At 71.5% G+C, this 26,244-nt stretch carries 1 protein-coding gene (only partly in view); it reads right to left on the bottom strand.

Annotated elements, in window-relative coordinates; genetic code table 11:
* Positions 1 to 26,244 carry the 5' portion of a non-ribosomal peptide synthase/polyketide synthase gene (locus QGN31_RS12595; RefSeq protein WP_201409280.1) on the bottom strand. It extends 4,998 nt beyond the left edge of the window, so the window shows 26,244 of its 31,242 coding nt (coding positions 1-26,244); its start codon is at positions 26,242 to 26,244; its stop codon lies off the left edge, out of view.

Here is a 26,244-nt window from a genome sequence, read left to right as displayed (position 1 = left end):
CACGCGGTGCGCGGCGTCCACCGAACCCGGCTCGGGCACCTGCAGCGACCACTCGCCGGCGTCGTCGTCCGAATCGCGGTCCACCCGCAGGCGCAGCATGGCGTGCCGATCCAGCAGGGCCTGCAACACGGTCACCACGTCGGCCTCGGTGACCCCGGCGGGGGCCTGCAGCACCATCGTCTGGTTGAACTGGTCGACCGGACCGCCCGCACTTTCCACCCCGCGCAGCCAGCGGATGATCGGGGTGGCGGTGATCGCCCCGGTGCCCTCGTCGACCACGCCGTCCTCGCCGTCGGCCACGCCGGCCACCCGGGCCAGCCGGGCCACGGTCTGCTCGGTGAAGATGTCGCGGGTCCGCACCGCCAGGCCCGCGGCCCGGGCCCGGGTCACCACCTGCATCGAAGAAATGCTGTCCCCGCCCAGGTCGAAGAACGAATCGTCGGCCCCGACCCGCTCGACCCCCAGGACCTGGGCGTAGATGCCGGCCAGGGTCTCCTCGACCGGGGTCTGGGGGGCGCGATAGCGATCGGCGTCGGTGTATTCCGGTGACGGCAGGGCCCGCGCGTCGAGCTTGCCGTTGGGGGTCAGCGGCAGCGCGTCGAGCGCCACGACCGCCGCCGGGACCATGTAGGCCGGGAGCCGATCGCCCAGCCGGGCGCGCAGCTGGGCCGGGTCCGCTGCGCCGGTGACGTAGCCGACCAAACGCTTATCGCCGGGACGGTCCTCGCGCGCGATGACGACGGCCTGGTCCACCCCGTCGAGGGCGGCGAGGGCCGAACGCACCTCGCCGAGCTCGATGCGGTAGCCGCGGACTTTGACCTGGTCGTCGGCGCGGCCCAGGTACTGCAGCTGCCCGTCGGAGCCCCAGCACACCAGGTCACCGGTCCGGTACATGCGCGATCCGGGCGCCCCGAACGGGCATGCCACGAACCGCGACGCGGTCAGGCCGGACCGCTTCCAGTAGCCGCAGGCCACGCCGGCGCCGGCCACATACAGCTCGCCGACGACGCCTTGCGGCACCGGCCGCAGCGACTCGTCCAGCACGAACAGCCCCGCGCCGGGCACCGGCGATCCGATGGGAACGACGTTCGATCCGGCCTTGAGTGGCGCGCTGACCGCCGCGTACACCGTCGCCTCGGTGGGGCCGTAGGCGTTGATCATCGCCCGTCCCGGCGCCCAGGCGTCCACCAGCTCCGTCGGGCAGGCCTCCCCCGCGACCACCAGGGTGGCCGATTCGAGCCCCTCGGGCGACAGCACGCCCGCCGCCGACGGGGTCTGGCTGATCACGCTGACCCGTTCGTCGACCAGCAGCGCGTGGAAGTCCCGCGGGGATCGCACCGCCGAGTCGGGGATGACCACCAGCCGCCCGCCGTGCAGCAGCGCGCCGAAGATCTCCCAGACCGAGACGTCGAAGGCCAGCGAGTGCCACTGCGACCACACGCCTTCGCGCGGCAGGCCCAAGTCCTGGGCTGCCAGCAGCTGGGCGACGTTACGGTGGCTCACCGCAACGCCTTTGGGCACCCCGGTGGTGCCCGAGGTGTAGATCAGGTAGGCGATGTCGTCCGCGTCCGGCGCCGGCAGAGCGGTGGCCGGCTGGGCGTCGATCGCGGGGTCGTTCACGTCGAGGACGACGACGTGATGCCCGCGCAGCCGCGCCGCGAGCTCGCCGGTGCTGATCGCGGCCATCGGGGCGGCGTCGGAGAGCATGAACCCGATCCGCTCGGCCGGCAGCCCCGGGTCGATCGGCAGGTACGCGGCGCCGGACTTGAGCACCGCGAGGATCGCGACGATCGCGTCGGCCGACCGGCCGAACAGCAGGGCCACCCGCTCGCCGGGCCCCACGCCGAAGCCGGCGAGCCGGTGCGCGAGGCGGTTGGCGGCCTCGTCGAGCTCGCGGTAGGTCCACGAGCGGCCTTCGAAGCTCAGGGCCACCGCGTCGGGGGTGCGCGCCGCCTGCGCGGCGAACAGCGCCGGGATCGAGCCGGCCTCGGTCGCCGGTGCGGTGAGCACGGCGCGGTTGCCCAGGGCGTCCAGCCGGGCGTGCTCGGCCGCGTCGAGCAGGTCGACCGCCGACATCGGGCGGGTGGGGTCGGCGGTCATCGCCGTCAGGACGCGTTCCAGCCGCCGGATCAGCGCCCGGATGCTGTCCGCGTCGAACACGTCGGTGCGGAACTCGACCCGCCCGCCGATCCCGGCGGGCTCGTCGCCGTCGGTCCAGCGTTCGGCCAGCGAGAACACCAGGTCCATGCGGGCCACCTGGGTGTCCAGCGGGATCGAGGTGACCCGCACGTCGCCCAGGGCCAGCCCGGCACCGGGGTCGCCGTCCTGGCCGGCGAAGTTCTGCCAGGCCAGCATCACCTGCACGAGCGGGTGATGGCTCAGGCTCCGCGCCGGGTTCACCCGCTCGACCAGCACCTCGAAGGGCACGTCTTGGTGCTCGAACGCCTCGAGGCTGCGGGCGCGCACCCGGGCGAGCAGGTCGGTGAAGGAGGGATCGCCGGCCAGGTCGACCCGCAGCACCAGGGTGTTGACGAAGAAGCCGACCAGCTCGTCGAGGGCGGGGTCGCGCCGCCCGGCGATCGGGAAGCCCACCGCCACGTCGGTGCTGGCGCTGATCTTCGACAGCAGCACCGCCAGGGCGGCCTGCACCACCATGAAGCTGGTCGAGTTGTACTCGCGGGCCAGCCCGGCGACCTGCTGCTGCAGGTCCGCCGGCCAGTCGACCTCGACGGCCGCGCCGCGCTGATCGGCGATCTGCGGGTAGGGCCGGTCGGTGGGCAACTGAAGCCGCTCGGGCATGCCGGCCAGCGCCTCCTGCCAGTAGGCGAGCTGCTCGGCGATGCGGCTGCCGCTGTCGGCCAGCTCGCCGAACTGGTCGCGCTGCCACAGGGTGTAGTCGACGTATTGCACCGGCAGGGGCTCCCAGTCGGGGGCCCGCCCGGCGGACCGGCTGGCGTACGCCATGCCCAGGTCGCGCACCAGCGGTCGCAGCGACCAGCCGTCCGCGGCGATGTGGTGGACCACGGCGACCAGCACGTGTTCGTCCTCGGCGACGCGGAAAAGCGAAGCGCGCAGCGGGATTTGGGTCGCCAGGTCGAAGGTTTCGGCGGCGGCGATGTCGATGGCCTCGCGCAGCCGGCCGGCCGACCACCCGCGGGCGTCGACCATCCGCCAGCTCAGATCGGCCCGCTCGGCGGGGAGCACCACCTGCTGGGGTGTTCCCTGCGGCGCGGCGAACACCGTCCGCAGGCTCTCGTGGCGGGCCACCACGTCGGCCAGCGCGGCGCCGAGCGCGTGCGCGTCGAGCCGCCCGTGCATCCGCAGCGCCGCGGCCATGTTGTAGACGGGGGACGGTCCCTGCAGCTGGTCGAGGAACCACAGCCGGCTCTGGGCGAACGACAGCGGGATCACCGCCGGCCGGGCGCCCGCCACCAGCGGGTCCAGCCGGCCCGTGTCCTCCCCGATGCGCGGCGCCAACTGGGCGACGGTGGGCGCCTCGAAGATGACGCGCACCGGAACGCCGGTGTCCATGGCGCTGTTGATCGCCGCGATGACGCGCATCGCCGAGATGCTGTCGCCGCCGAGGTCGAAGAAGGAGTCGTCGACCCCGACCCGCTCGACGCCGAGCACGTGGGCGTAAATGCCGGCCAGGATCTCCTCGGTGGGGGTGGTCGGCGAGCGATACCCGGCGGCGGAGTATTCGGGCGCCGGCAGGGCGCGGGTGTCGAGCTTGCCGTTGACGGTCATGGGCAGCGCGTCGAGCGCCACCACGGCCACCGGAACCATATAGGCCGGCAACCGCTCGGCCAGCTCGGCGCGCGCGCCGGCCGGGTCGGCGGGTCCGGTGATGTAGCCGACGAGGCGCTTGTCACCGGGGCGGTCCTCGCGGGCGACGACGACGGCCTGGTCCACCCCGTCGAGCGCGGCCAGCGCCGAACGCACCTCGCCGACCTCGATGCGGTAGCCGCGGATCTTGACCTGCTCGTCGGCGCGGCCGAGGTATTGCAGCTGGCCGTCCGTGCCCCAGCGCGCCAGGTCGCCGGTGCGGTACATGCGGGATCCCGGCTCGCCGAACGGGCACGCCACGAACCGCGACGCGGTCAGCCCGGACCGCTTCCAGTAGCCGTAGCCCACGCCGCGCCCGGCCACGTACAGCTCGCCGACCACGCCGGCCGGTACCGGGCGCAGCCACCCGTCGAGCACGAACAACCCGGCCCCGGGGACCGGCGAGCCGATCGGGGGCGCACCCGAACCCGCGCTCAACGGCGTGCTCGTCGTCGAGAAGATCGTGGCCTCGGTCGGGCCGTAGACGTTGACCATCACCCGCCCGGGCGCCCAGCGGTCCACCAGTTCCGGCGGGCAGGGCTCCGCGCCGATCACCAGCGCCGCGGCATCCAGTCCCTGCGGCGAGAGCATCCGCACCGCCGACGGGGTTTGGCTCAAGACGGTGACCTTCTCGCCGACCAGCAGGGCGTGGAAGTCCATCGGCGAGCGGGCCACCGAATCGGGGACCACGACGAGGCGCCCGCCGTGCAGCAGCGCACCCCAGATCTCCCACACCGAGAAGTCGAAGGCGTACGAATGGAACTGCGTCCACACCTGGTCGGCCGACAATTCGACGCCGACGGCCTGCGCGTCGAACAGCCGGGTCACGTTGTGGTGGCTCACCGCAACGCCTTTGGGCACGCCGGTGGTGCCGGAGGTGTAGATGATGTGGGCGACGTGTTCGGGTGCCGGCGCCGGTAGCGCCGTGACGGGCTGGCGGGCCACGGCGCGGTCGTGGATGTCGATGACCATCAGGTGGTGGCCGTCGAGCTTGTCGGCGAGCGCGGCGACGGTGAGTGCGGCCATGGGCGCGGTGTCGCCGAGCATGAACTCGATGCGGGCCGCCGGCAGGGCCGGGTCGATCGGCAGGTAGGCCGCGCCGGTCTTCAGTACCGCTAGGATGGCCACGATCGCGTCGGCCGACTTTCCGAACAGCAGCGCCACGGACTCGCCGGGGCCCACCCCGCGGTCAATCAGCAAGTGCGCCAGCCGGTTCGAGCTCTCGTCGAGCTCGCGGTAGGTCATGGACCGGCCCTCGTAGGTCACCGCCGGCGCGTGCGGGGTGCGCGCCGCCTGGGCGGTGAACAACTCCGGGATGGACGCCGGCGTGCCGGGCTGGGTCAGGATGGCCCGGTCGCCCCACGCGTCCAGCCGGTCGTGTTCGGCGGGCTCGAGCAGGTCGATCGACGACAGCCGCCGCGCGGGGTCGGCGGTCATGACGGCCAGCACTCGCCGCAATCGTTCGATCAGCGTCGCGATCCGTGCCGCGTCGAAAACGTCTGTGTCGTATTCGACTTGGAGGCGCATCTCGCGACCGGGCTGGGCCTGCACCGTCAGCGGGTAGTGGGTGGATTCGCGGCTGCTGATGTCGGTGACGGCGAGTTCGTGGTTGCCCGACAGCGCGCTGGCGTCGATCGGGTAGTTCTCGTAGGCGAACAGGGTGTCGAAAAGCGCGTCCTGCCCCGTGATGCGGTGAATCTCGTTGAGCGCCAGGTGCTGGTGGTCGAGCGTGTGGTTGTACGCGCCCTGCAGCTGGTCGAGCAGGTCGGCGGTGGTGGTGGCGGCGCCGATGTTCGCCCGCACCGGCACGGTGTTGATCAGCAGGCCCACCATGGTGTCCGCGCCGGCGATTTCGGCGGGACGGCCAGACACCGTGGTGCCGAACACGACATCGCGTTGGCCGGTCAGCCCGCCCAGCAGTTGCGCGTAGGCGGCCTGCAGCACGGTGTTGACGGTGGTGTGGCAGGAGCGCGCCAGGTCGGCGACGGCCTGGGTGAGGTCGGCGGGCAGCGCGAATGATTCGACGCTTTGCCGGCCGAGCTCCGTCCGGTCCTGGGGCCCGACCAGGGTGGGGGTGTCGAAGCCGGCGAACACCTCGCCCCAGGCCGCCCGGGCGGCGTCGAGGTCGCGGTCGGCCAGCCAGCTGACGAAGCTTCGGTAGGGCGCCGCCGCCGGCAGCCGCTGCCCGTAGTAGGCGGCGAAGATCTCGCCGAGCAGGATCGGCATCGACCAGCCGTCGAGCACGATGTGGTGGTTGGTCAGCACCAGCCGGTAGCGCTCGGATGCGGTGCGTACCAACGCCACCCGGAACGCGGGCTGCTCGGCGAGGTCGCCGCAGACGGCCGCGCGTTCGGCGGCGCACAGGCGCTCGATCGCGTCGGTGTCGGTGCCATCCAGCTCGAGGTACCGCCAGGCCAGCGCGGGATCGGCCGGGATGATCTGGACCGGCTCGTCGTACCGGTCGCAGAAGCGGGCCACCAGGTTCGGATGCCGGCTCACGACAGTGTGCACGGCGTCGCGCAGGCGGTTCGGGTCGAGCGGGCCGGCGATGCTGATGTTCAGCTGTCCCGCGTACAGGTCGTCGGTCGCCGGCGCGGTGTTGGCGTGGAACAGCAGACCCTGCTGAACCGGGGTCAACGCCAGCACGTCGGCGATACGGTGTTGGCGCGCAAGCTGATCGAGCTGCTGTTGGCTCAGCCGCGCGGGCGCGATGTCCGACGGCGTCAATCCGCCGCCGCCGGAGCGCACGTGGGCGCAGATGCCGGCGAGCGCCGCGAACCACAACCGGCCCAGCCGGGCGACCTGTTCGTCGTCGAGCGCCGACGGCGCCCAGGTCCAGTTGGCGTGCAGGCGTGGGCCGTCCGCGGAGTCGACGGTGGCCGCGTTGAGTTCGAGGGTGTGCATCAACGGCATGGCTGTCGACGCGGCGGCGCGGGTGACCGACCAGCCGTCCGGCACGGGCCGCCACATGTCGGCGGTGAGCTCACCCGCGCCGCCCTGGCGCCCCAGGTAGTTGAACCCGATCGGCGGTTCGGGGCCGTCCAGGTCGATCTCGGGGTTGAGGTAGCGCAGCAGCCCGTAGGTCAGCGGGTCAGGCAGCGCCCGGAGCTGTTCCTTGGCGTCTTTGAGCGCCGCGCCCAGCGCGGTCCCGCCGGTGACGACCTGCCCCCAGGAGACGCCGCGCACGTTCAGCGCCGTCGGGTATTTGGTGGTGAACCACCCCACGGTCTGGGACAGGTCGATGTCGCGGCCCAGTTCCTCGTGCCGGCCGTGGCCCTCGACCTCGATGCCGATGGGCGCGCGGCCGCCGCTGAACTCCGCGCACGCCAACGCGAACGCGATCAGCAGGATGTCCTGCACGCCGGCGTGGAACGCCGACGGCACCTCGCCGAGCAGGGCGCCGGTGGTCTCGGGGTCCAGCTCCATGAAGAGGTGTCCGGCCGTGGCGAAGGTGTCCACGTCGGGGCGGACGGCGGGCAGGGCCGGCGGTGTCGCCGCCACCTCGGTCCAGCGCTCCGCCTGATCGACGACGTCGGGGCGGCGCGCATGCTGGGCGAGCCGCGACGACCACCGCGCGAACGAGGTGCCCGCGGCGGGCAACTCGACCGGCCGCCCGCTGTGATGCTGGGCCCAGGCTATGTTCAAGTCCTGCAACAGGATTCGCCACGACACGCCGTCGACGGCGAGGTGATGCACGATCACCACGAGCTGCCCGGTGGCGCCGGCCCACAGCGCGCTGAGCATCACGCCGGCGGCCGGGTTCAGCCGCGACCGCGCCTCGGTGACCGCCGCGTCGGCCACCTCGTCCACCACGTGCAGGCAGTCGGCCGCGTCGACCGAGCCCGCCTCGGGCACCGTCAGCGACCAGTCGCCGGACCCCTGGACGCCCGAGCCGTCGACGCGCAGCCGCAGCATGGGGTGGCGATCCAGCAGCGCCTGCAGCATGGTTACCACGTCGGCCTCGGTCACCCCGGTAGGCGCCTGCACCAGCATGGCCTGGTTGAACTGATCGACCTGTCCGCCAACGCTTTCCACGTCTTGCAGCCAGCGGATGATCGGGGTCGCCGCCACGGGTCCGACGCCCTCGTCGAGGACGGCGGCGTCGGTGTCGACCACCTCGGCCACGCGGGCCAGCCGCGCCACGGTCTGCTCGACGAAGATGTCGCGGGTCTTGCACACCAGGCCGGCGGCGCGCGCCCGCGTCACCACCTGCATCGACGAAATGCTGTCCCCGCCAAGGTCGAAGAACGAGTCGTCGACGCCGACCCGCTCGAGCCCGAGCACCTGGGCGTAGATGCCGGCCAGGATCTCTTCGACGGCGTTGTCGGGGGCGCGGTATTGGTCGGCGTCGGAGTATTCCGGCGCGGGCAGCGCGCGGGTGTCCAGCTTGCCGTTGGGGGTCAGCGGCAGCGCCTGCATGACGACCACGGCGGCCGGAATCATGTAGCCCGGCAGCCTTTCGGCCAGCGCGGCGCGGACCGCGGCGGGGTCGGCGGTGCCGGTGACGTAACCGACGAGGCGCTTGTCCCCCGGCCGGTCCTCGCGGGCGACGACGACCGCCTGCTCGACGCCGGCCACCCAGGACAGCGCCGCCCGCACGTCGCCGAGCTCGATGCGGTAGCCGCGGATCTTGACCTGCTCGTCGGCGCGGCCGAGGTAGTCCAGTTGCCCGTCCGCGCGCCAGCGCACCAGGTCGCCGGTGCGGTACATGCGCGATCCGGGCGCGCCGAAGGGGCACGCCACGAACCGCGACGCGGTCAGGGCGGCGCGCTTCCAGTAGCCGCAGGCCACGCCGGCGCCGGCGACATACAGCTCTCCGACGACGCCGGGCGGCACGGGTCGCAGCCATTCGTCGAGCACGAACGACGCCCCGTTGGGCACCGGGGATCCGATCGGCACAGCGCCCGCTCCGGGCCGCAGCGGCGCGCTGATCGCGGCGTAGACCGTGGCTTCGGTCGGCCCGTAGGCGTTGATCATCACCCGGCCGGGCGCCCAGCGGTCCACGAGTTCGGCCGGGCAAGCCTCACCCGCGACCACCAGCGCGACCGACTCCAGGCCCGCGGGCGCGAGCGCGCCCGCCGCCGACGGGGTCTGGCTGAGGACGCTGACCCGCTCGGCCACCAGCAGCGCGTGCAGGTCTTCCGGTGAGCGCGCGACGGATTCGGGCACCACGACCAGCCGGCCGCCGTGCAACAGGGCACCGAAGATCTCCCAGACCGACACGTCGAAGGCCAGCGAATGCCATTGCGACCACACGCCGGTGCGCGGCAACCCGGAGTCTTTCGAGGCCAGCAGCTGGGTGACGTTGCGGTGCGTGACCGCAACGCCTTTGGGTACGCCGGTGGTGCCCGAGGTGTAGATCAGGTAGGCGAGGTGGTCGGGCCCCGGCGCCGGCAACGCGGTCGCGGGCCGGTCTTCGAGCTCGGGATCGTCGACGGCGATGACCGTGACGTCGTGGCCCTCGAGCCGGTCGGCGAGCCCGGGACTGGCGAGCGTGGCGATCGGGGCGGCGTCGGAGAGCATGAAGCCGATCCGCTCGGCCGGCAGCGCCGGATCGATCGGCAGGTAGGCCGCCCCGGTCTTCAGCACGGCAAGGATGGCGACGATCGCCTCGGTCGAGCGCGAAAACAGCAGCGCCACAGCCTGTCCCGGGCCCGCGCCCCGGGCGGCGAGCAGGTGCGCGAGCCGGTTCGACGCCTCGTCGAGCTCGCGGTAGGTCATCGAGTGGCCGTCGCATACCACCGCGGCGGTGTCCGGGGTGCGGGCCGCCTGGGCGGCGAACAGCGCCGGGATCGACTCGGTCTCGGTGGCCGGTCCGGTCAGCGCCGTGCGGTTGCCGAGGGCGTCCAGTCGGGCGTGTTCGGCGTCGTCGAGCAGGTCCACCGCCGACAACGCCTGCGCGGGGTCGGCGGTCATCGCGAGCAGCACGCGCTGCAACCGGCCGATGAGCGCCGCGATGCTGTCGGCGTCGAAGACGTCGGTGCGGAATTCCACGGTGCCGCCGATTCCGGCGGGTTCACCCGCATCGCTCCAGCGCTCGCGCATCGAGAACGTCAAATCCATTCGGGCGGTGTGGGTGTCGACCGGGATGGGCGTGACGTCGACATCGCCGAGGGCCAGCCCCGCGGCGGGCCCGCTCTCCTGCCCGGCGAAGTTCTGCCAGGCCAGCATCACCTGCACCAGCGGGTGATGGCTCAGGCTGCGGGCGGGATTGAGCCGCTCGACCAGCACCTCGAAGGGCACGTCCTGGTGCTCGTAGGCGGCCAGGCTGCGGTGGCGCACCTGGGACAGCAGCTCGGCGAAGGTGGGATCGCCGCCCAGATTTTCCAGATCGACCCTCAATACGAGTGTGTTGACGAAGAACCCGACCAGCTCGTCGAGCGCGGGGTCGCGGCGGCCGGCGATCGGGAAACCCACCGCCACATCGGAACTCGCGCTGATCTTCGACAGCAGCACCATCAGGGCGGTCTGGACCACCATGAAGCTGGTGGCGTTGTGTCGGCGCGCCACGTCGGCGACCCGCTGTTGCAGCTCGGCCGAAAAGTCGATCTCCACCGTGGCGCCGCGCTGGTCGGCCACCAGCGGGTAGGGCCTGTCGGTGGGCAGCGGCAGCCGCTCCGGCATTCCGGCCAGGGCCTCTTCCCAGTACGCCAGTTGGGCGGCGATGCGGCTGTCGCCGTCGTCGAGATCGCCGAACTGCGCACGCTGCCACAGCGTGTAGTCGACGTATTGCACCGACAGCGGCGACCAGTCGGGGCCGCGCCCGTCGCACCTGGCGGCATACGCCACGCCCAGGTCACGCACCAGCGGGGTGAGGGACATGCCGTCGGCGGCGATGTGGTGCACGACGGCGACCAGCACGTGCCGGTCGTCGCGGATGCGGAAAACCTCTGCCCGCAACGGGATTTGGGCCGACAGGTCGAAGGTGTAGCGGGCGGTGGCGCCGATCGCCTCGTCCAGCTGGTCCGCCGACCAGGTGCCGGCGTCGACGACCTCCCACCCGAAGTCCGCCTTGTCGGCGGGGATCACTACCTGCTGCGGTAGTCCCTCGGGCGCGACGAACACCGTGCGCAGGCTCTCGTGACGGACCACCACGTCGCCCAGTGCCGCACCCAGGGCGTCCGCATCGAGCGGCCCGTCCAGCCGCAGCGCCGCCGCCATGTTGTACACCGGTGAGGGCCCTTGCAATTGGTCCAGGAACCACAACCGGTTCTGCGCGAACGACAACGGGATGACCGCCGGCCGCTCGGCGGCCGTCAACGGCTCCAGCCCGCTGCCGCCCTCACCGATCCGGGGGGCCAGCTGGGCGATGGTGGGCGCCTCGAACACGGCGCGCACCGGGAGGCCGGCGTCGAGGCTGGCGTTGATCGCGGCGACCAGGCGCATCGCGGAGATGCTGTCGCCGCCCAGGTCGAAGAAGGAGTCGTCGACCCCGACCCGCTCGACGCCGAGGACTCCGGCGTAGACGCCGGCCAGGATTTCCTCGGTGAGCGTTTCCGGCGCGCGGTACCGACCGGCCGTGTATTCCGGTGCGGGCAGGGCGCGCGCGTCGAGTTTGCCGTTGGGGGTCAACGGAATCGCGTCGAGCGTCACCACCGCGGCGGGCACCATGAAGGCGGGCAGCCGTTCGCTCAGCGCGGCGCGCAGCTGGGTGGGGTCGGCGCTGCCGGTGACGTAGCCGACGAGCCGCTTGTCACCGGGACGGTCTTCGCGCGCGACGACGACTGCCTGCGCGACGCCGTCGATTCCGGCCAGGGCGGACTGGATTTCGCCGAGCTCGATGCGGTAGCCGCGGATCTTGACCTGTTCGTCGGCGCGGCCGAGGCAGAGCAGTTGGCCCACACCGGATCCCGAGGGTTCCCAGCGGACCAGGTCGCCGGTCCGGTACATGCGCGTTCCGGCCCCACCGAAGGGGCAGGCGACGAACCGCGACGCGGTCAGGCCGGGCCGGCCGACATACCCTGCGGCGACACCGGATCCGGCGACGTACAGCTCGCCGACGACGCCGGGCGGCACCGGCCGCAACGCGTCGTCGAGCACGAACAGCGCCGCCCCGGGGACCGGCGAGCCGATGGGAACCGGCCCCGTCCCGGCCGCCAGCGGCGCGCTGATGGTCACGCACATCGTGGTCTCGGTCGGGCCGTAGGCGTTGACCATCACCCGCCCGGGCGCCCACTGGTCGACGACCTCGGCCGGGCAGGCCTCCCCGGCCATCACCAGCGACACGGAGTCCAGCCCCTCCCGCGAGAGCATGGCCACCGCCGACGGGGTCTGGGTCAACACGCTGACCTGCTGGGCGACCAGGACGTCGTGCAGGTCGTGCGGGGACGCCGCCACCGCCTCGGGGACGACCACCAGCCGCCCGCCGCGCAGCAGCGCGCCGAAGATCTCCCACACCGAGACGTCGAACGCCAGCGAGTGACATTGCGACCAGACCCCCGCGGCCGGCAGGCCCGCGTCCAGGGATCCCAGCAGCTGGGTGACGTTGCGGTGAGTGATGGCAACGCCTTTGGGCACACCGGTGGTGCCCGAGGTGTAGATCAGGTAGGCGAGGTGGTCCGGCCCCGGCGCCGGCAGGGCCGTGTCGGGCAGGGTGTCGACGCGGGGATCGTCGACGTCGATGATCGTCACGCCGCGACCGTCGAGCCGCTCGGCCAGGTCGGCGGTGGTGACCGCGGCGACCGGTTTCGCGTCGCCGAGCATGAACTCGATGCGCGCGTCCGGCGAGGAGGGGTCGATCGGCAGGTAGGCCGCTCCCGTTTTGAGCACGGCCAGGATCGACGCGCCGGCTTCGGCGGACCGCGAAAACAGCAGCGCCACAACCCGTCCCGGGCCCGCGCCCGCGGACGCCAGGCAGTGCGCCAACCGGTTGGACGCCTCGTCGAGTTCCCGGTAGGTCACCGACAGGTCGCCGCACACCAGCGCCACGGATTCCGGGGCCCGCGCGGCCTGCGCGGCGAACAGCTCCGGAATCGACGCCGGCGCGTCGCCGGCCGGCCGGGTCAAAACCGCGTGGTTGCCAAGCTCTTTCAGGCGGGCGTGCTCGGCCTCGTCGAGCAGATCCACCGACGACAGCGGGTGGGCGGGTTCGGCGGTCATCGCGGTCAGGACCCGCTGCAGGCGGCCGATCAGCGCCTCGATGGTCGTGGCGTCGAACACGTCGGTGCGGAATTCCACCCGTCCGCCGATGCCGGCGGCCTCCCCGCGCTTGGTCCACCGTTCGGCCAGGGAGAACACCAGGTCCATGCGGGCCGACTGGTCCTCGACGGGCACGGAGGTCACCTCGAGGTCACCCAGCGCCAGGCCGGCGGCGGGGTCGTCGTGGCCGGCGAAGTTCTGCCAGGCCAGCATCACCTGCACCAGCGGGTGATGGGTCAGGCTCCGGGTGGGGTTGACCCGCTCGACCAGCACCTCGAACGGCACGTCCTGATGTTCGAACGCGGCCAGGCTCTGGGCCTGGACCCGGTCCAGCAGTTCGGCGAAGCTGGGATCGCCGGCCAGGTCGACGCGGAGGACCAGGGTGTTGACGAAGAAGCCCACCAGTTGATCGAGCGCGGGGTCGCGCCGCCCGGCGATCGGGAAGCCCACCGCCACATCGGAACTCGCGCTGACCTTCGACAGCAGCACGGCCAGGGCGGCCTGCACCACCATGAAGCTGGTCGCGTTGTGCTCGCGGGCCACCCGGCGCACCTGCTGCTGCAGCTCGGCCGGCCAGTCGACCACCACGCTGTCGCCGCGCTGATCGGCCACCGTCGGGTAGGGGCGATCGGTGGGCAGCTCGAGCCGCTCGGGCATGCCGGCCAGGGCGCGCTCCCAGTACGCCAGTTGAGCGCCGATGCGGCTGTCGCCGTCGTCGAGGTCGCCGAGTTGGGCGCGCTGCCACAGCGTGTAGTCGATGTACTGCACCGGCAGGTCGGCCCAGTCGGGCGCGCGCCCGGCGGACCGGCTGGTGTAGGCCAGGCTCAGGTCGGCGCCCAGCGGCGTCAGCGACATGCCGTCCGCGGCGATGTGGTGTACCGCGATCACGAGCAGGTGCTCGTCCTCGGTGATGGTGAAAAGCCGTGCCCGAATCGGGATTTCGGCCGCCAGATCGAAGGCGTGGCGAGTTACCGCCTTGACGGCGTCGTCCAGCCGGCTCGCCGGCCACGCGGTGGCATCGACGACCTCCCAGCCGAATTCGGCGCGCTCGGCGGGCACGACCTCCTGCCGGGGCGTGCCTTCGTGCGACGGGAACAGGGTGCGCAGGCTCTCATGACGGCTCACCACGTCGGCCAGCGCGGCGCCGAGCGCGTGCGCGTCGAGCCGCCCGCGCAGCCGCAGGGCCGCCGCCATGTTGTACAGCGGTGAGGGGCCTTGGAATTGGTCGATGAACCACAGCCGGTTCTGCGCGAAGGACAACGGGATGATCGCCGGCCGCTCCGCCGCCACCAGCGGTTCCAGCCGGCCCGAGCTCTCCGCGATGCGGGGCGCCAGCTGCGCAACGGTGGGCGCCTCGAAGACGACGCGCACCGGTAGCTCGGTTTCCAGCGTGGTGTTGATCGCGGTGATCAGGCGCATGGTGGACAGCGAGTCGCCGCCGAGGTCGAAGAACGAGTCGTCGACGCCGACGCGTTCGACGCCGAGGACTCCGGCGTAGATGCCGGCCAGGATCTCCTCGATGGCGGTGCTCGGGGCGCGATATCCGTTGCCGCCCTGGTAGTCCGGGGCGGGCAGGGCGCGGGCGTCGAGCTTGCCGTTGACCGTCATCGGCAGCGCGTCAAGCACCACCACCGCCGCGGGGACCATGTAGGCGGGGAGGCGCTCCGCCACCGCGGCGCGTGCGCGGGCCGGCTCCGCGGTCCCGGTGATGTAACCCACCAGGCGTTTGTCGCCGGGCCGGTCCTCGCGGGCGACGACGACCGCCTGCTCGACCCCGTCGAGCGCGGACAGCGCGGCCTGGATCTCGCCGAGCTCGATGCGGTAGCCGCGGACCTTGACCTGTTCGTCGGCGCGGCCCAGGTAGCGCAGTTGGCCCTCCCCGGATCCGGAGCGGCCCCAGCAGACCAGGTCGCCGGTGCGGTACATGCGGGTGCCGGGTTCGCCGAACGGGCAGGCCATGAACCGCGACGCGGTCAGCCCGGGGCGCCGCCAATAGCCGACGCCGACACCTTCGCCGGCCAGGTACAGCTCCCCGACCACCCCGGCGGGCACCGGGCGCAACCACTCGTCGAGCACGAAGAACGCCGCACGCGTCACCGGGGAGCCGATCGGCGGGAAGCCCGAACCCGCCTGCAGCGGGGCGCTCTTGCACGCCCACATCGTGGTCTCGGTCGGGCCGTACACGTTGACCATCACCCGACCCGGCGCCCAGCGGTCCACCAGCTCCGGCGGGCAGGGCTCGGCGCCGATCACCAACGCCGTGCCGTCTAGGCCGTCGGTGGGCAGCAGCCCCACCGCCGAGGGGGTCTGGGTCAGCACCGTGACGCCCTCGCGCACCAGCAGGGCGTGGAACTCCTCGGGTGAGCGGGCCACCCCGCCCGGTACGACGACGAGGCGCCCGCCATGCAGGAGCGCGCCCCAGATCTCCCACACCGAGAAGTCGAACGCATAGGAGTGGAATTGGGTCCACACCTGCTCGGCCGACAAGGCGAAACCGAGCCGCAGGTCGTCGAACAACTGCGCGACGTTGTGTTGAGTCACCGCAACACCTTTGGGCACACCGGTGGTGCCCGAGGTGTAGATGACGTGGGCCAGATCGGTGGGCGCCGGCGCGGGCGGCGGGGTGCTCGGCTGGGCCGCCACCGCGGGGTCGGCCACGTCGACGACGATCAGGTCGAAGCCGTCGAACCTGTCGGCAAGGTCGGCGGTGGTGACCGCGGCCATCGGGGCGGCGTCGGTGACCATGAACTCCACCCGGGCCGCCGGCAGGGCGGGATCGATCGGCAGATACGCCGCGCCGGACTTGAGCACCGCCAGGATCGCCACGATCGCCTCGGCCGACCGCGAAAACAGCAGCGCCACAAACGCACCCGGGCCGGCGCCGCGGTCGACCAGCAGGTGTGCCAGCCGGTTGGCGGCCTCGTCGAGCTCGCGGTAGGTCATGGACCGGTCTTCGAACGTCAGCGCCACCGCGTCCGGGGTGCGCGCCGCCTGCGCGGCGAACAAGCCCGCAACGGTCACCGGCTCCATCCGCTCGGACAGCACCGCTTGGTTGCCCCACTGCGCCAGCCGGGCGTGCTCGGCGGTGTCGAGCAGATCCACCGACGACAGGCGGCGCTCCGGGTCCGCGGTCACCGCGGCCAGCAGCCGCTGCAGCCGGTCGATCATCGCCTCGACGGTGTCCGCGTTGTAGACGTCGGTGCGGTATTCGGCAGTCACGGCGATCCCGGCGCGCTGGCCGGACTCGGTGAAGCGTTCGGCCAGTGAGAACGTCAGGTCCATGCGAGCGGTGTTGGTGTGCAACGGCATTGGGGTGACCCGCAGGTCTCCCAGCGCCAGCCCGGCGGCGGGGGCGGTGACCTCCCCCGGGAAGTTCTCCCAGCCCAGCAGCACCTGAACGAGCGGGTGATGGGCCATGCTGCGGGTGGGGTTGAGCCGCTCCACCAGCAGTTCGAATGGCACGTCCTGGTGTTCGAACGCGGCCAGGCTGCGCCGGCGCACCTGGCCCAGCAGCTCGGCGAAGGTCGGGTCCCCGCCCAGTTCTCCGAGGTCGACCCGCAGCACCAGGGTGTTGACGAAGAAGCCGATCAGGTCGTCGAGGGCGGGTTCGGGACGCCCGGCGATCGGGAAACCCACGGCCACATCGGTACTGGCGCTGATCTTGGCGAGCAGCGCGGCGAAGGCGGCCTGGATCACCATGAAGCTGGTGGCGTTGTGCTCGCGCGCGACCCGGCGGACCTGTTGCTGTAGCTCGGCCGGCCAGTCCACCGCCAGCCGGGCGCCGCGGTGGTCGGCGACCTGCGGGTAGGGCCGATCGGTGGGCAGCTGCAGGCGTTCGGGCAGCCCGGCCAGCGCGTCCGCCCAGTAATCCAGTTGGGCGGCGATGCGGCTGTCGCGGTCGTCCACGTCCCCGAGATGTGCGCGCTGCCACAGCGTGTAGTCGACGTATTGCACCGCCAGGGGCGTCCAGTCGGGGGCCTGCCCCGCACAGCGGCTCGCGTAGGCGATTCCGAGGTCGCGCGCGAACGGGGTGATCGACCACCCGTCGGCGGCGATGTGGTGCACCGCGACCACCAGCATGTGTTCGTCGTCGCTGACGGTGAAAAGCTCGGTGTGCAGGGGGCTTTCGTGCGACAGGTCGAAGATGTACCGGGCGGCCGTCTCCATGCTCTCCCGCAGCCGGTCCTGCGGCCACCCACGCGCGTCGATGACGTCGCAGGCGAACCCGATGCGTTCGGCGGGAACCACCACCTGCTGCGGGATTCCGTCGGCCGAGGCGAACACCGTGCGCAGGGTTTCGTGGCGGCCCACGACGTCGGCCAGTGCCGCGGCCAGCGCGTCGGCGTCGAGGTGCCCGCGCAGCCGCAGCGCCACGGTGATGTTGTACATCGGCGAGGCGCCCTGGAACTGGTCGATGAACCACAGCCGGGTCTGCGCGAAGGACAGCGGGATCACCGCCGGGCGTTCCCCCGCGACCAGCGGGTCGGGACGGTCGGCGTCCCCACTGGTGAGAAGGGCCAACTCGGCGACGGTGGGTGCCTCGAACACGGCCCGCACCCCGAGGTCGGAATTGAAACTGGTGTTGACCGCGGCGATCAGGCGCATCGCCGACAGCGAATCCCCACCCAGGTCGAAGAACGAGTCGTCGACACCCACACGTTCCAGGCCGAGCACCTGGGCGTAGATGCCGACCAGGATCTCCTCGACGGCGGTGGCCGGGGCGCGGTACCGATCGGCGTCCTGGTAGTCCGGGGCGGGCAGGGCCTTGCGGTCGAGCTTGCCCGAGGTCGTCATCTGGAATTCTTCCAGCGCCACAATGTGTGTCGGCACCATGTATTCCGGCAGCCAGGCGCTCAACCGCTCGCGCACCTCGCCGACCTTGGTGTTGGTCCGGGGGTCGTTGGCGTGGATGGTGCGCCGCCGGGCCCCGTCGGGCGCCACGTAGAGATCGGTCAGCGCCGGGAAGGCCTGGTCGGCGGAGGCGATGAAAACCGCACTGAGAGTACCGGGTTGGGCGCCCCAGGTGACAGCGACGCCATATCCGGCGCGCTCACCGAGGCGGTGCAACTCTTCGGCGACGGTGGCGTCGGGACCGGCGTCGGCCTGGGCCAGCGCGTCGGCCAGGGGCAATCCCTGCGCCAGCGCGCCCTCGACACCGACGTCGGTGATCAGTCCGGCGCGCGGGATGTCGGTGATGCGGACGGCTGGGGGACGCCGCGACGTCAGGGTCTCGCGCAGGCCGCGCAGCCCGTCGCACTGCGCCCACGTCAGCGTGGGCTCGTCGGCCACCGAGCGCACGGCCGCGGGAGCCTTGTGGATGGCGACGTCGTAGCGGTGCCGGTTGAGTTCGTTGTCGGCCATTCCACGTTTGACGCGGATGTCGATCCCGACGGCTTCCGGGCGCGAGCGCGCCCAGGAGGTGAAAAACTCCGGCGCCAAAAGCAATTCGGTCTCGCCGAGCATGGCGTGGCGGACGCGCTGACGGATCTCGGCCGCGTCGGCGGCGTCGCCGCGGGCCAGCGCGATCGCGGTCTGGAACGCGCCCTGCAGGGTGTGGTTGCGGATGTCCCCGATGAAGACCGCTCCGCCCGGCGCCAACAGCTCCATGGCCTTGTCGATGACCTGGGCCAGATATCCCGCGTTGGGGAAGTACTGGACGACCGAGTTGAGAATGATGGTGTCGAAGTGACCCTGCGGCAGCCCGTCGGTGACGTGGGCGGGTTGGGTCAGCAGTTCCACGCGGTCGCGCCACGGCAGCTGCAGCCGCTCCATCGCGCGCGCCAGGTTGTCGATCGCGACGGCCGAGAAGTCGGTGGCGACATACTGGTCGCAGTGCGGGGCGATCTGTGAGAGCAGCAACCCCGAGCCCGCGCCGATCTCCAGCACCCGCCGGGGCCGCAGGGACTTGATGCGATCGACTGTGGCGGAACGCCATTCGACCATCTCTTCGAGCGGGATCGGTTCGCCGGTGTAGCTGCTGTTCCAGCCGCGGAAATCCTCGCCGAAGTTGGCCGCGAGGTCGGCGCCGTACAGGTCGTCGTAGAGGTGCTGCCACTCCTGGACGTCTTCGGCGTCCTGCTGCAGATCCCGGTCGGTGGTGGCGTTGTGATCGAGCGTCACGTAGGCGACCAGGTGCGAGCCGGTCGCGGTGTCCGCGACGGTGACGGCGGCCTGGGTCACCTGCGGGCAGGCCAGCAGGGTGTTTTCGATTTCGCCCAGTTCGATGCGTTGTCCGCGCAGTTTGATCTGGTTGTCGGCGCGGCCCAGGTAATCCAGGGTCCCGTCGGACATCCAGCGCACCAGGTCGCCGGTGCGATACATCCTTGTTCCGGGCGCGCCAAAGGGGTTGGCGACGAACCGTTCTGCGGTCAACTCCACCCGGCCCAGATAGCCGTGCCCCAGGGCCGGCCCGCTCAGGTACAGCTCGCCCACCACGCCTACCGGGACGGGGTTCAGCCACGCGTCGAGCACGCGCGCGCACACGCCGGAGATGGGGGCGCCGATGCGAACGGGTTCGCCCGCCGACAGCCGCGCGCAGGTGACCCAGATGGTGGTCTCGCTCGGGCCGTAACCGTTGAACATCTGGCGGCCCGGCGCCCAGGCGTCCACCAGCTCGGGCAGGCAGGCCTCCCCGACGGCGACCAGCGTGTCCAGGCGATCCAGCCGGGCGCGGTCCAGCGTCGAGATCACGGTGGGCGTCAGGATGGCCGCGCTGACCCGCTGGTCGTGCAGCAAGGCGGTCAGCGCCTCACCGGCATACACCTGCGGCGGCGCCACCACCAGGGCGGCGCCAGATCCCGCCGCCAGCAACAGTTCTCCGACCGAGGCGTCGAAGGTCGGCGAGGCGACCATCAGCACCCGCGCGTCCGAGCCCAGACCGAACAGCTCGCGCTGGGCGGCGGCCCAGCCCAGCATGCCGCTGTGGCCCACCGCGACGCCCTTGGGGACGCCGGTCGATCCCGACGTGAAGATCAGGTAGGCGGTGTCGCCCGCCCGCAGGGGCGAGAGCCGGTCGGCGTCGGTGATCTCCTGCGCCGAGCACGCTGACAGGTCGAGACCGTCGAGACGCACGATCGGGCGCGTCCCGGCGCCCGCGACGTCGTCGGTGCCGCACGTCAACACGCACACCGCGTCGACGGCGTCGAGCACCGAGGCGATGCGCTCGACCGGATGGTCCAGATCCACCGGGGCATAGATGCCACCGGCCTTGACGACCGCCCACCACGCCACCACCAGCTCCGCGCACCGGCCGATCGCCACACCGACGGCGCGCTCCGGGCCGACGCCCGCGTCGATCAGCTTGCGCGCCAACCGCGTTGACCACTCGTCGAGTTCGCGATACGACAACGCCCGCGCGCCGTCGATCACGGCGGGCGCGTCCGGGCCCGCCGCCACCGCCGCGGCGAGCAGCTCCGGCGCCACGCCCACCGGCGCCCCCACGCCGGCCCCGGACATCCTCGACAGCACCAGGTCGCGCTCGTCGCGGTCCAGCAGGTCGATCGATGACAGCCGCCGGGCGGGGTCGGCGGTCATCGCCACCAACACCCGCTGCAGGCGCTCGACGAGTGACGCGATGCCGGCGGCGTCGAACACGTCGGCGTCGAATTCGATGTGCAGGCCGAGTTCGCGGCCGGGCAAGGCCTCCACCGTCAGCGGATAGTGGTTGTACTCGCGGTTGGTGAACGCGGCGATTGCCAGGCCGTCGTCGCCCAGGGTCATGCCGCTGTCGATCGGGTAGTTCTCGTAGACGAACAGCGTGTCGAAAAGCTGGTCGTGGCCGGTGACGCGGTGGATCTCGCTGAGCGCCAGGTGCTGGTGCTCGAGCGCGTCGTTGTGACTGTTCTGCAGCTGCGCCAGCAGATCGGCGGTGGTGGTCGTCGCGGTGATGTTGGCGCGCACCGGCACCGTGTTGATCAGCAGCCCGACCATCGACTCCGCGTCGTCGACCTCGAGCTGGCCGACCCGCGATCGCGGGGTGCCGAAGACGACGTCGTGCTGACCGGTGAGCGAGGTCAGCACCAACGCCCACGCGGCCTGCAGCACGGTGCTCAGCGTGGTGTGGTGCGAGCGCGCCAGCTCGCCGAGGGCCCGGGCGGTCTGCGCGGACACGCGAGACTTCTCAAAGCCGCGGCGCCCCTGCCCCAATCGGTCTTCGGGCGCGACCAGGGTGGGAGTTTGCAAGCCGGACAACAGCTCTGCCCAGGCCTCGCGGGAGGCGTCGAGGTCGCGATCGGCCAGCCAGGTGAGGAAGGCCCGGTAGGAGCCGGCGGCGGGCAGGCGCTGCCCGTAGTAGCTGGCGAAGATCTCGCGCAGCAGGATGGGGAGCGACCAGCCGTCGAGCAGGATGTGGTGATTGGTCAGCACGAACCGGAATCGCCGGTCCGCGGTGCGGATCAACGCGGCCCGGAACGCCGCCTGCCCGGCGAGGTCGCACACCGCGGCGCGTTCGGCCGCGCACAGGCGCTCGATTCGCGCGTCGGCGTCGGCCTCCCCGGCGCCGCCGTCGTCGAGCTCGAGGTACCGCCACTCGACCACGGGATCGGCGGGGATGATCTGCACCGGCTCGTCGAACTGTTCGCAGAACAGGGCCGCCAGGTGGGGGTGTCGCTTGACGACGGTGTGCACCGCGTCGCGCAGCCGGTCGGGGTCGAGCGGCCCGGTCAGCGTGAAATCCAGTTGAACCGCGTACATGTCGTCGCCGCCCTGCGCGGTGCTGGAGTGGAACAGCAGCCCCTGCTGCAGCGGCGTCAGCGGCAAGATGTCGGCGATATTGTGCCGGCGCGCCAGCTCGTCGATCTGCTGTTGGCTCAAACGGGCCGGGGCGATGTCCGACGGGGTCAGCCCCCCGCCGCCGTTGCGGACGTGTGCGCAGACCCCGGACAGCGCCTCGAACCACAGCCGGCTCAACCGGGTGATCTGCGTGGCGTCGAGAACCGATGGCGCCCAAGTCCATTCGGCGTGCAGGTGCGGCCCGGCGCCGGTGTCGATGGTGCCGGCATTTAGTTCGACGGTGTGCATCAGCGACATGGGCACCGCCGCGGCGGCGCCGATCAACGACAGCCCATCCTGGCTGATGCTCCAGCCCTCCCCCGCCGAATCGGGCGCTGCGCCTTGGCGTCCCAGGTAATTGAAGGCGATGGAGGGGTCGGGCCCGGCGAGGTCGACGTCGGAGTTGAGGTAGCGCAGCAGCCCGTAGGTCAGTGGGTCGGGCAGCGCGCGCAGCTGCTCCTTGGCGTCTTTGATGATGGGCCCCAGCGCCGTGTCGCCGGAAACCACCTGCGCCCAGCGCAACCCGGCCACCGCCAGGGACACCGGGTACTTGGTGGTGAACCATCCGACGGTGCGGGACAGATCGATGTCGGCGCCGAGTTCCTCGTGGCGTCCGTGAGCCTCGACGTCGATGCCGATCGGGGCGCCGGTGTCACCCAAGAATTCCGCCCATGCCAGCCCGAAGGCGATCAACAGGATGTCCTGGATCCCGGCGTGGAACGCGGTCGGCACCTCGCCGAGCAGCATCGCGGTCGTCTCGGCGTCCAGCTCGACCGACAAGCGCCCGGCGCTGGCGTAGGTGTCCACGTCGGGGCGCGCCGCGGGCAGCGCGGCGGGCGCCTCCGTCACCCGCTTCCAGGCGTTCAGCTGGCCGACGACGTCGGGGTGGCGCGCGTGCTCGTTCAGCATTGTCGCCCAGCGGGCAAACGAGGTCCCCGCCGGCGGCAGCTCCACCGGCTGTCCGGCGCTGTGCAGCGCCCACGCAATGTTGAGGTCTTCCAACAGGATCCACCACGACACCGCGTCGACGGCCAGGTGGTGGATGATCACCGCCAGCCGGCCGGTGGATTCGACCCACAACGCGCTCAGCATCGCCCCGGTGAACGGGTTCAACCGCGAACGGGCGTCAAGCAGCGCGTCGTCGGTCAGCGCGTCCACCGCCTGCAGGCAGTCCTGCGCCCACACCGACCCGGGTTCGGGAATGTGGAACGACCAGCCGCCGGTGCCGTCGCGCTCGACCCGCAGCCGAAGCATGGCGTGCCGATCAACCAAGGCCTGCAACACCATTGAGACGTCGGCCGCGGTCACCCCCGCGGGGGCCTGCACCATCACGGTCTGGTTGAACTGATCGACCGGGCCGGCCTGCTCCGCGCCCTCTAGCCACCGCATGATCGGGGTGGGCGGCACCCGCCCGACGCCCTCGTCGACCACCTGCGCCGCTCCGTCGCTCACCCCCGCCACCCGGGCGAGCCGGGCGACGGTCTGCTCGACGAACACGTCTCGGGGCCGGCAGGTCAGGCCCGCCGCGCGGGCCCGCGCCACGACTTGCAGCGACAAGATGCTGTCGCCGCCCAGTTCGAAGAAGGACTCGTCGACGCCGACGCGCTGCACGCCGAGCACCTCGGCGTAGATGCCGGCCAGGATCTCCTCGACCGCGTTGCCCGGGGCGCGGTACTCGCCCGTCGTGTATTCGGGCGTCGGCAGAGCGCGGGTGTCGAGTTTGCCGTTGGGCGTCAGCGGGAGCGCCTCGAGGACGACCACCGCGGCCGGCACCATGTAGCCCGGCAGCCGCTCGGCCAGTGCGGCGCGCGCCTCGACGGGGTCGGCGATGCCGGTGACGTAACCGACCAGGCGTTTGTCGCCGGGGCGGTCCTCGCGGGCGATCACCACGGCCTGGTCGACGCCGTCGAGCGCGGCCAGCGCGGCCTGGATTTCGCCGAGTTCGATGCGGTAGCCGCGGATTTTGACCTGTTCGTCGGCGCGGCCGAGGTACTGCAGTTGACCGTCATCGCCCCAGGACGCCAGGTCCCCGGTGCGGTACATGCGCGCGCCCGCCCCACCGAACGGGCAGGCCACGAATCGTGACGCGGTCAGCCCGGTCCGGCCGACGTAGCCGCTGGTCACCCCGTCGCCGGCGACATACAACTCCCCCACGACGCCCGGCGGCACCGGGCGCAGCCAGCCGTCGAGCACGAACAACGCCGCACCGGGCACCGGGGAACCGATCGGCGGGATCCCGGATCCCTTCGTCAGTGGCGCGCTGATCGCCACGCACATGGTCGTCTCGGTCGGGCCGTAGGCGTTGACCATCACCCGGCCCGGCGCCCAGCGGTCCACCACCTCGGCCGGGCAGGCCTCGCCCACCACCACCAGCGACGCCGCCGAAAGCCGCTCGGGCGAGAGCATCGCCACGGCCGACGGGGTCTGGGTCAACACGCTGACGTCCTCGCCGGCCAGCACGTCGTGCAGTTCGTCGGGTGAGCGCGTGACATCCTCGGGGACCACGACCAGCCGCCCGCCGCGCAGCAGCGCGCCGAAGATCTCCCAGACCGAGACGTCGAAGGCGTACGAGTGGCACTGCGACCACACGCCCGACGGCGGCAGGCCGGCGTCCAGCGATCCCAACAGCTGCGTCACGTTGCGATGCGTGACCGCGACGCCTTTGGGGACACCGGTGGTGCCCGAGGTGTAGATCAGGTAGGCGACGTGGTCCGGACCGGGCGCCGGCAAGGCGTCGGCGCGCTGGGCGTCGATGCGCGAATCGTTGACATCGATGACCGGCACGTCGTGGCCGTCGAGGCGGTCGGCCAGATCGACGGTGCTCAGCGCGGCAACGGGTTTGGCGTCGTCGAGCATGAACCCGATCCGCGACTCGGGCGAGGACGGATCGATCGGCAGGTAGGCCGCACCGGTCTTGAGCACCGCCAGGATCGACGCGACGGCTTCGGGCGACCGCGAAAACATCAGCGCCACAGTCTGTCCCGGGCCTGCGCCCAGTCCGGTCAATAGATGCGCCAGCCGGTTGGACGCCTCATCGAGTTCCCGGTAGGTCACCGACCGGCCCTCACACACCAGCGCCACGGCCTCGGGCGTGCGCGACACCTGGGTGGCGAACAGTTCCGGCACCGACATGGGCGCGCTCGCCGGCAGGTTCAAAACCGCTTTATTACCAAGTTCTTCCAGGCGTGTGCGCTCCGCGCGCCGCAGCACATCCAGCGACGACAGGCGCCGGCTCGGATCGGCGACCATGGTCGCCAGCACACGCTGCAACCGTTCGGCCAGGTCCGCGACGTCGAAATTCGAAAACGGTTGCCCGGTACCGACAGTGCTCAGGAATTGCTGGTCGCCGAATCCGAGGAAGAACAGTCCGAAGTGGCCAACCGGCCCGAAGCTGGTGTAGGTCGCGGTCGCCGGGATGCCGTTGAGGCTGAGGGTGAGGCGGGCGGGGACGAAGTTGACGACCACCCGGTTGGGCGCCTGCCGCGGGCCGTTGAAGCCGCCTTCGCCGTCCAGCGTCCGCGTCGGGAATTGCTGATGGCGCAACGCCTCTCGAGACCGCTGGTCAACATGCCGGCAAAAGTCGGCGAACGAGGTGTCCGGCGCGGCCTTCAGCACCAGGGGCACCACGCCGGCGAGCATGCCGGGGTGCGTCTTCGACTCCGGGTCGACGCGCCGGCTGACCGGAAAGTCGAGCACGACTTCGTCGGAACCGTCGGCGCACCAACCCCGCACCAGAAGCGCGCAGGCCGCGGTGAGTACCGATGACCGACGGATGCCCAACGTCTTGGACAATTCTTTGACCCTGCCGACCACGGACTGATCCAGTTGCACTGGCGGAGACGGTGAATACGGGTCTCGCCCGTCATTCAGCGCCGGTGCCGGATAGTCCGCCCCGCTGCCCGCGGGGCGGTGCGCAACCCAATACTCTTGATCTTCACGGAATTTGGCGGACCCCTCGTATTCCAGCTCGCCGCTGACGAGGTCATGCAGGGAGCCGAAGAAGGCGGGGGGAACTGGCTTGCCGGCGGCCAGCGCGGAGTAGACGGCGGCGATACGTCGTCCGGTCAGCGCGATGCCCATGCCGTCGATGGCGATGTGATGGCAGACGGTGAACCAGTAGTACTCGTCGGGACCCGTACGGAACAAAGCGAATTTGATCATCGGGCCGGTGAGCGGCATCGGCGTTCGCTGGATCGATGCCGCAGTCTCGCGGACTTCCCGCTCCGGATCCGGCGATTCCGTCAGGTCGTAGAAGACCAAGTCGACGTCGTCGTAGTCGACGGCCTTCTGGAAGACCTGGCCGTCGGCCTCGAAGAACGAGGCCCGCAGGCTCTCGGCCTCGTTGACCACGTGTCGCATAGCTTGGTGCAACAGACGGGGGTCGATCGCCCCGTCGATACGGACCAGCACGCCCAGCTGCCACGCCGCGTCGAAATGGCCGGCCTGTTGTGCTAACCAGATATCGAGCTGGCCTCGTGTTACCGGGAGTGCCCGGTCACCACCACGCTCCAC

The sequence above is a fragment of the Mycobacterium sp. 2-64 genome (assembly GCF_035918375.1).
Classification (GTDB): Bacteria; Actinomycetota; Actinomycetes; order Mycobacteriales; family Mycobacteriaceae; genus Mycobacterium; species Mycobacterium intracellulare.
Note: the sequence above shows the minus strand (reverse complement) of the source record. Positions and strands in the feature narration are given on the sequence as shown.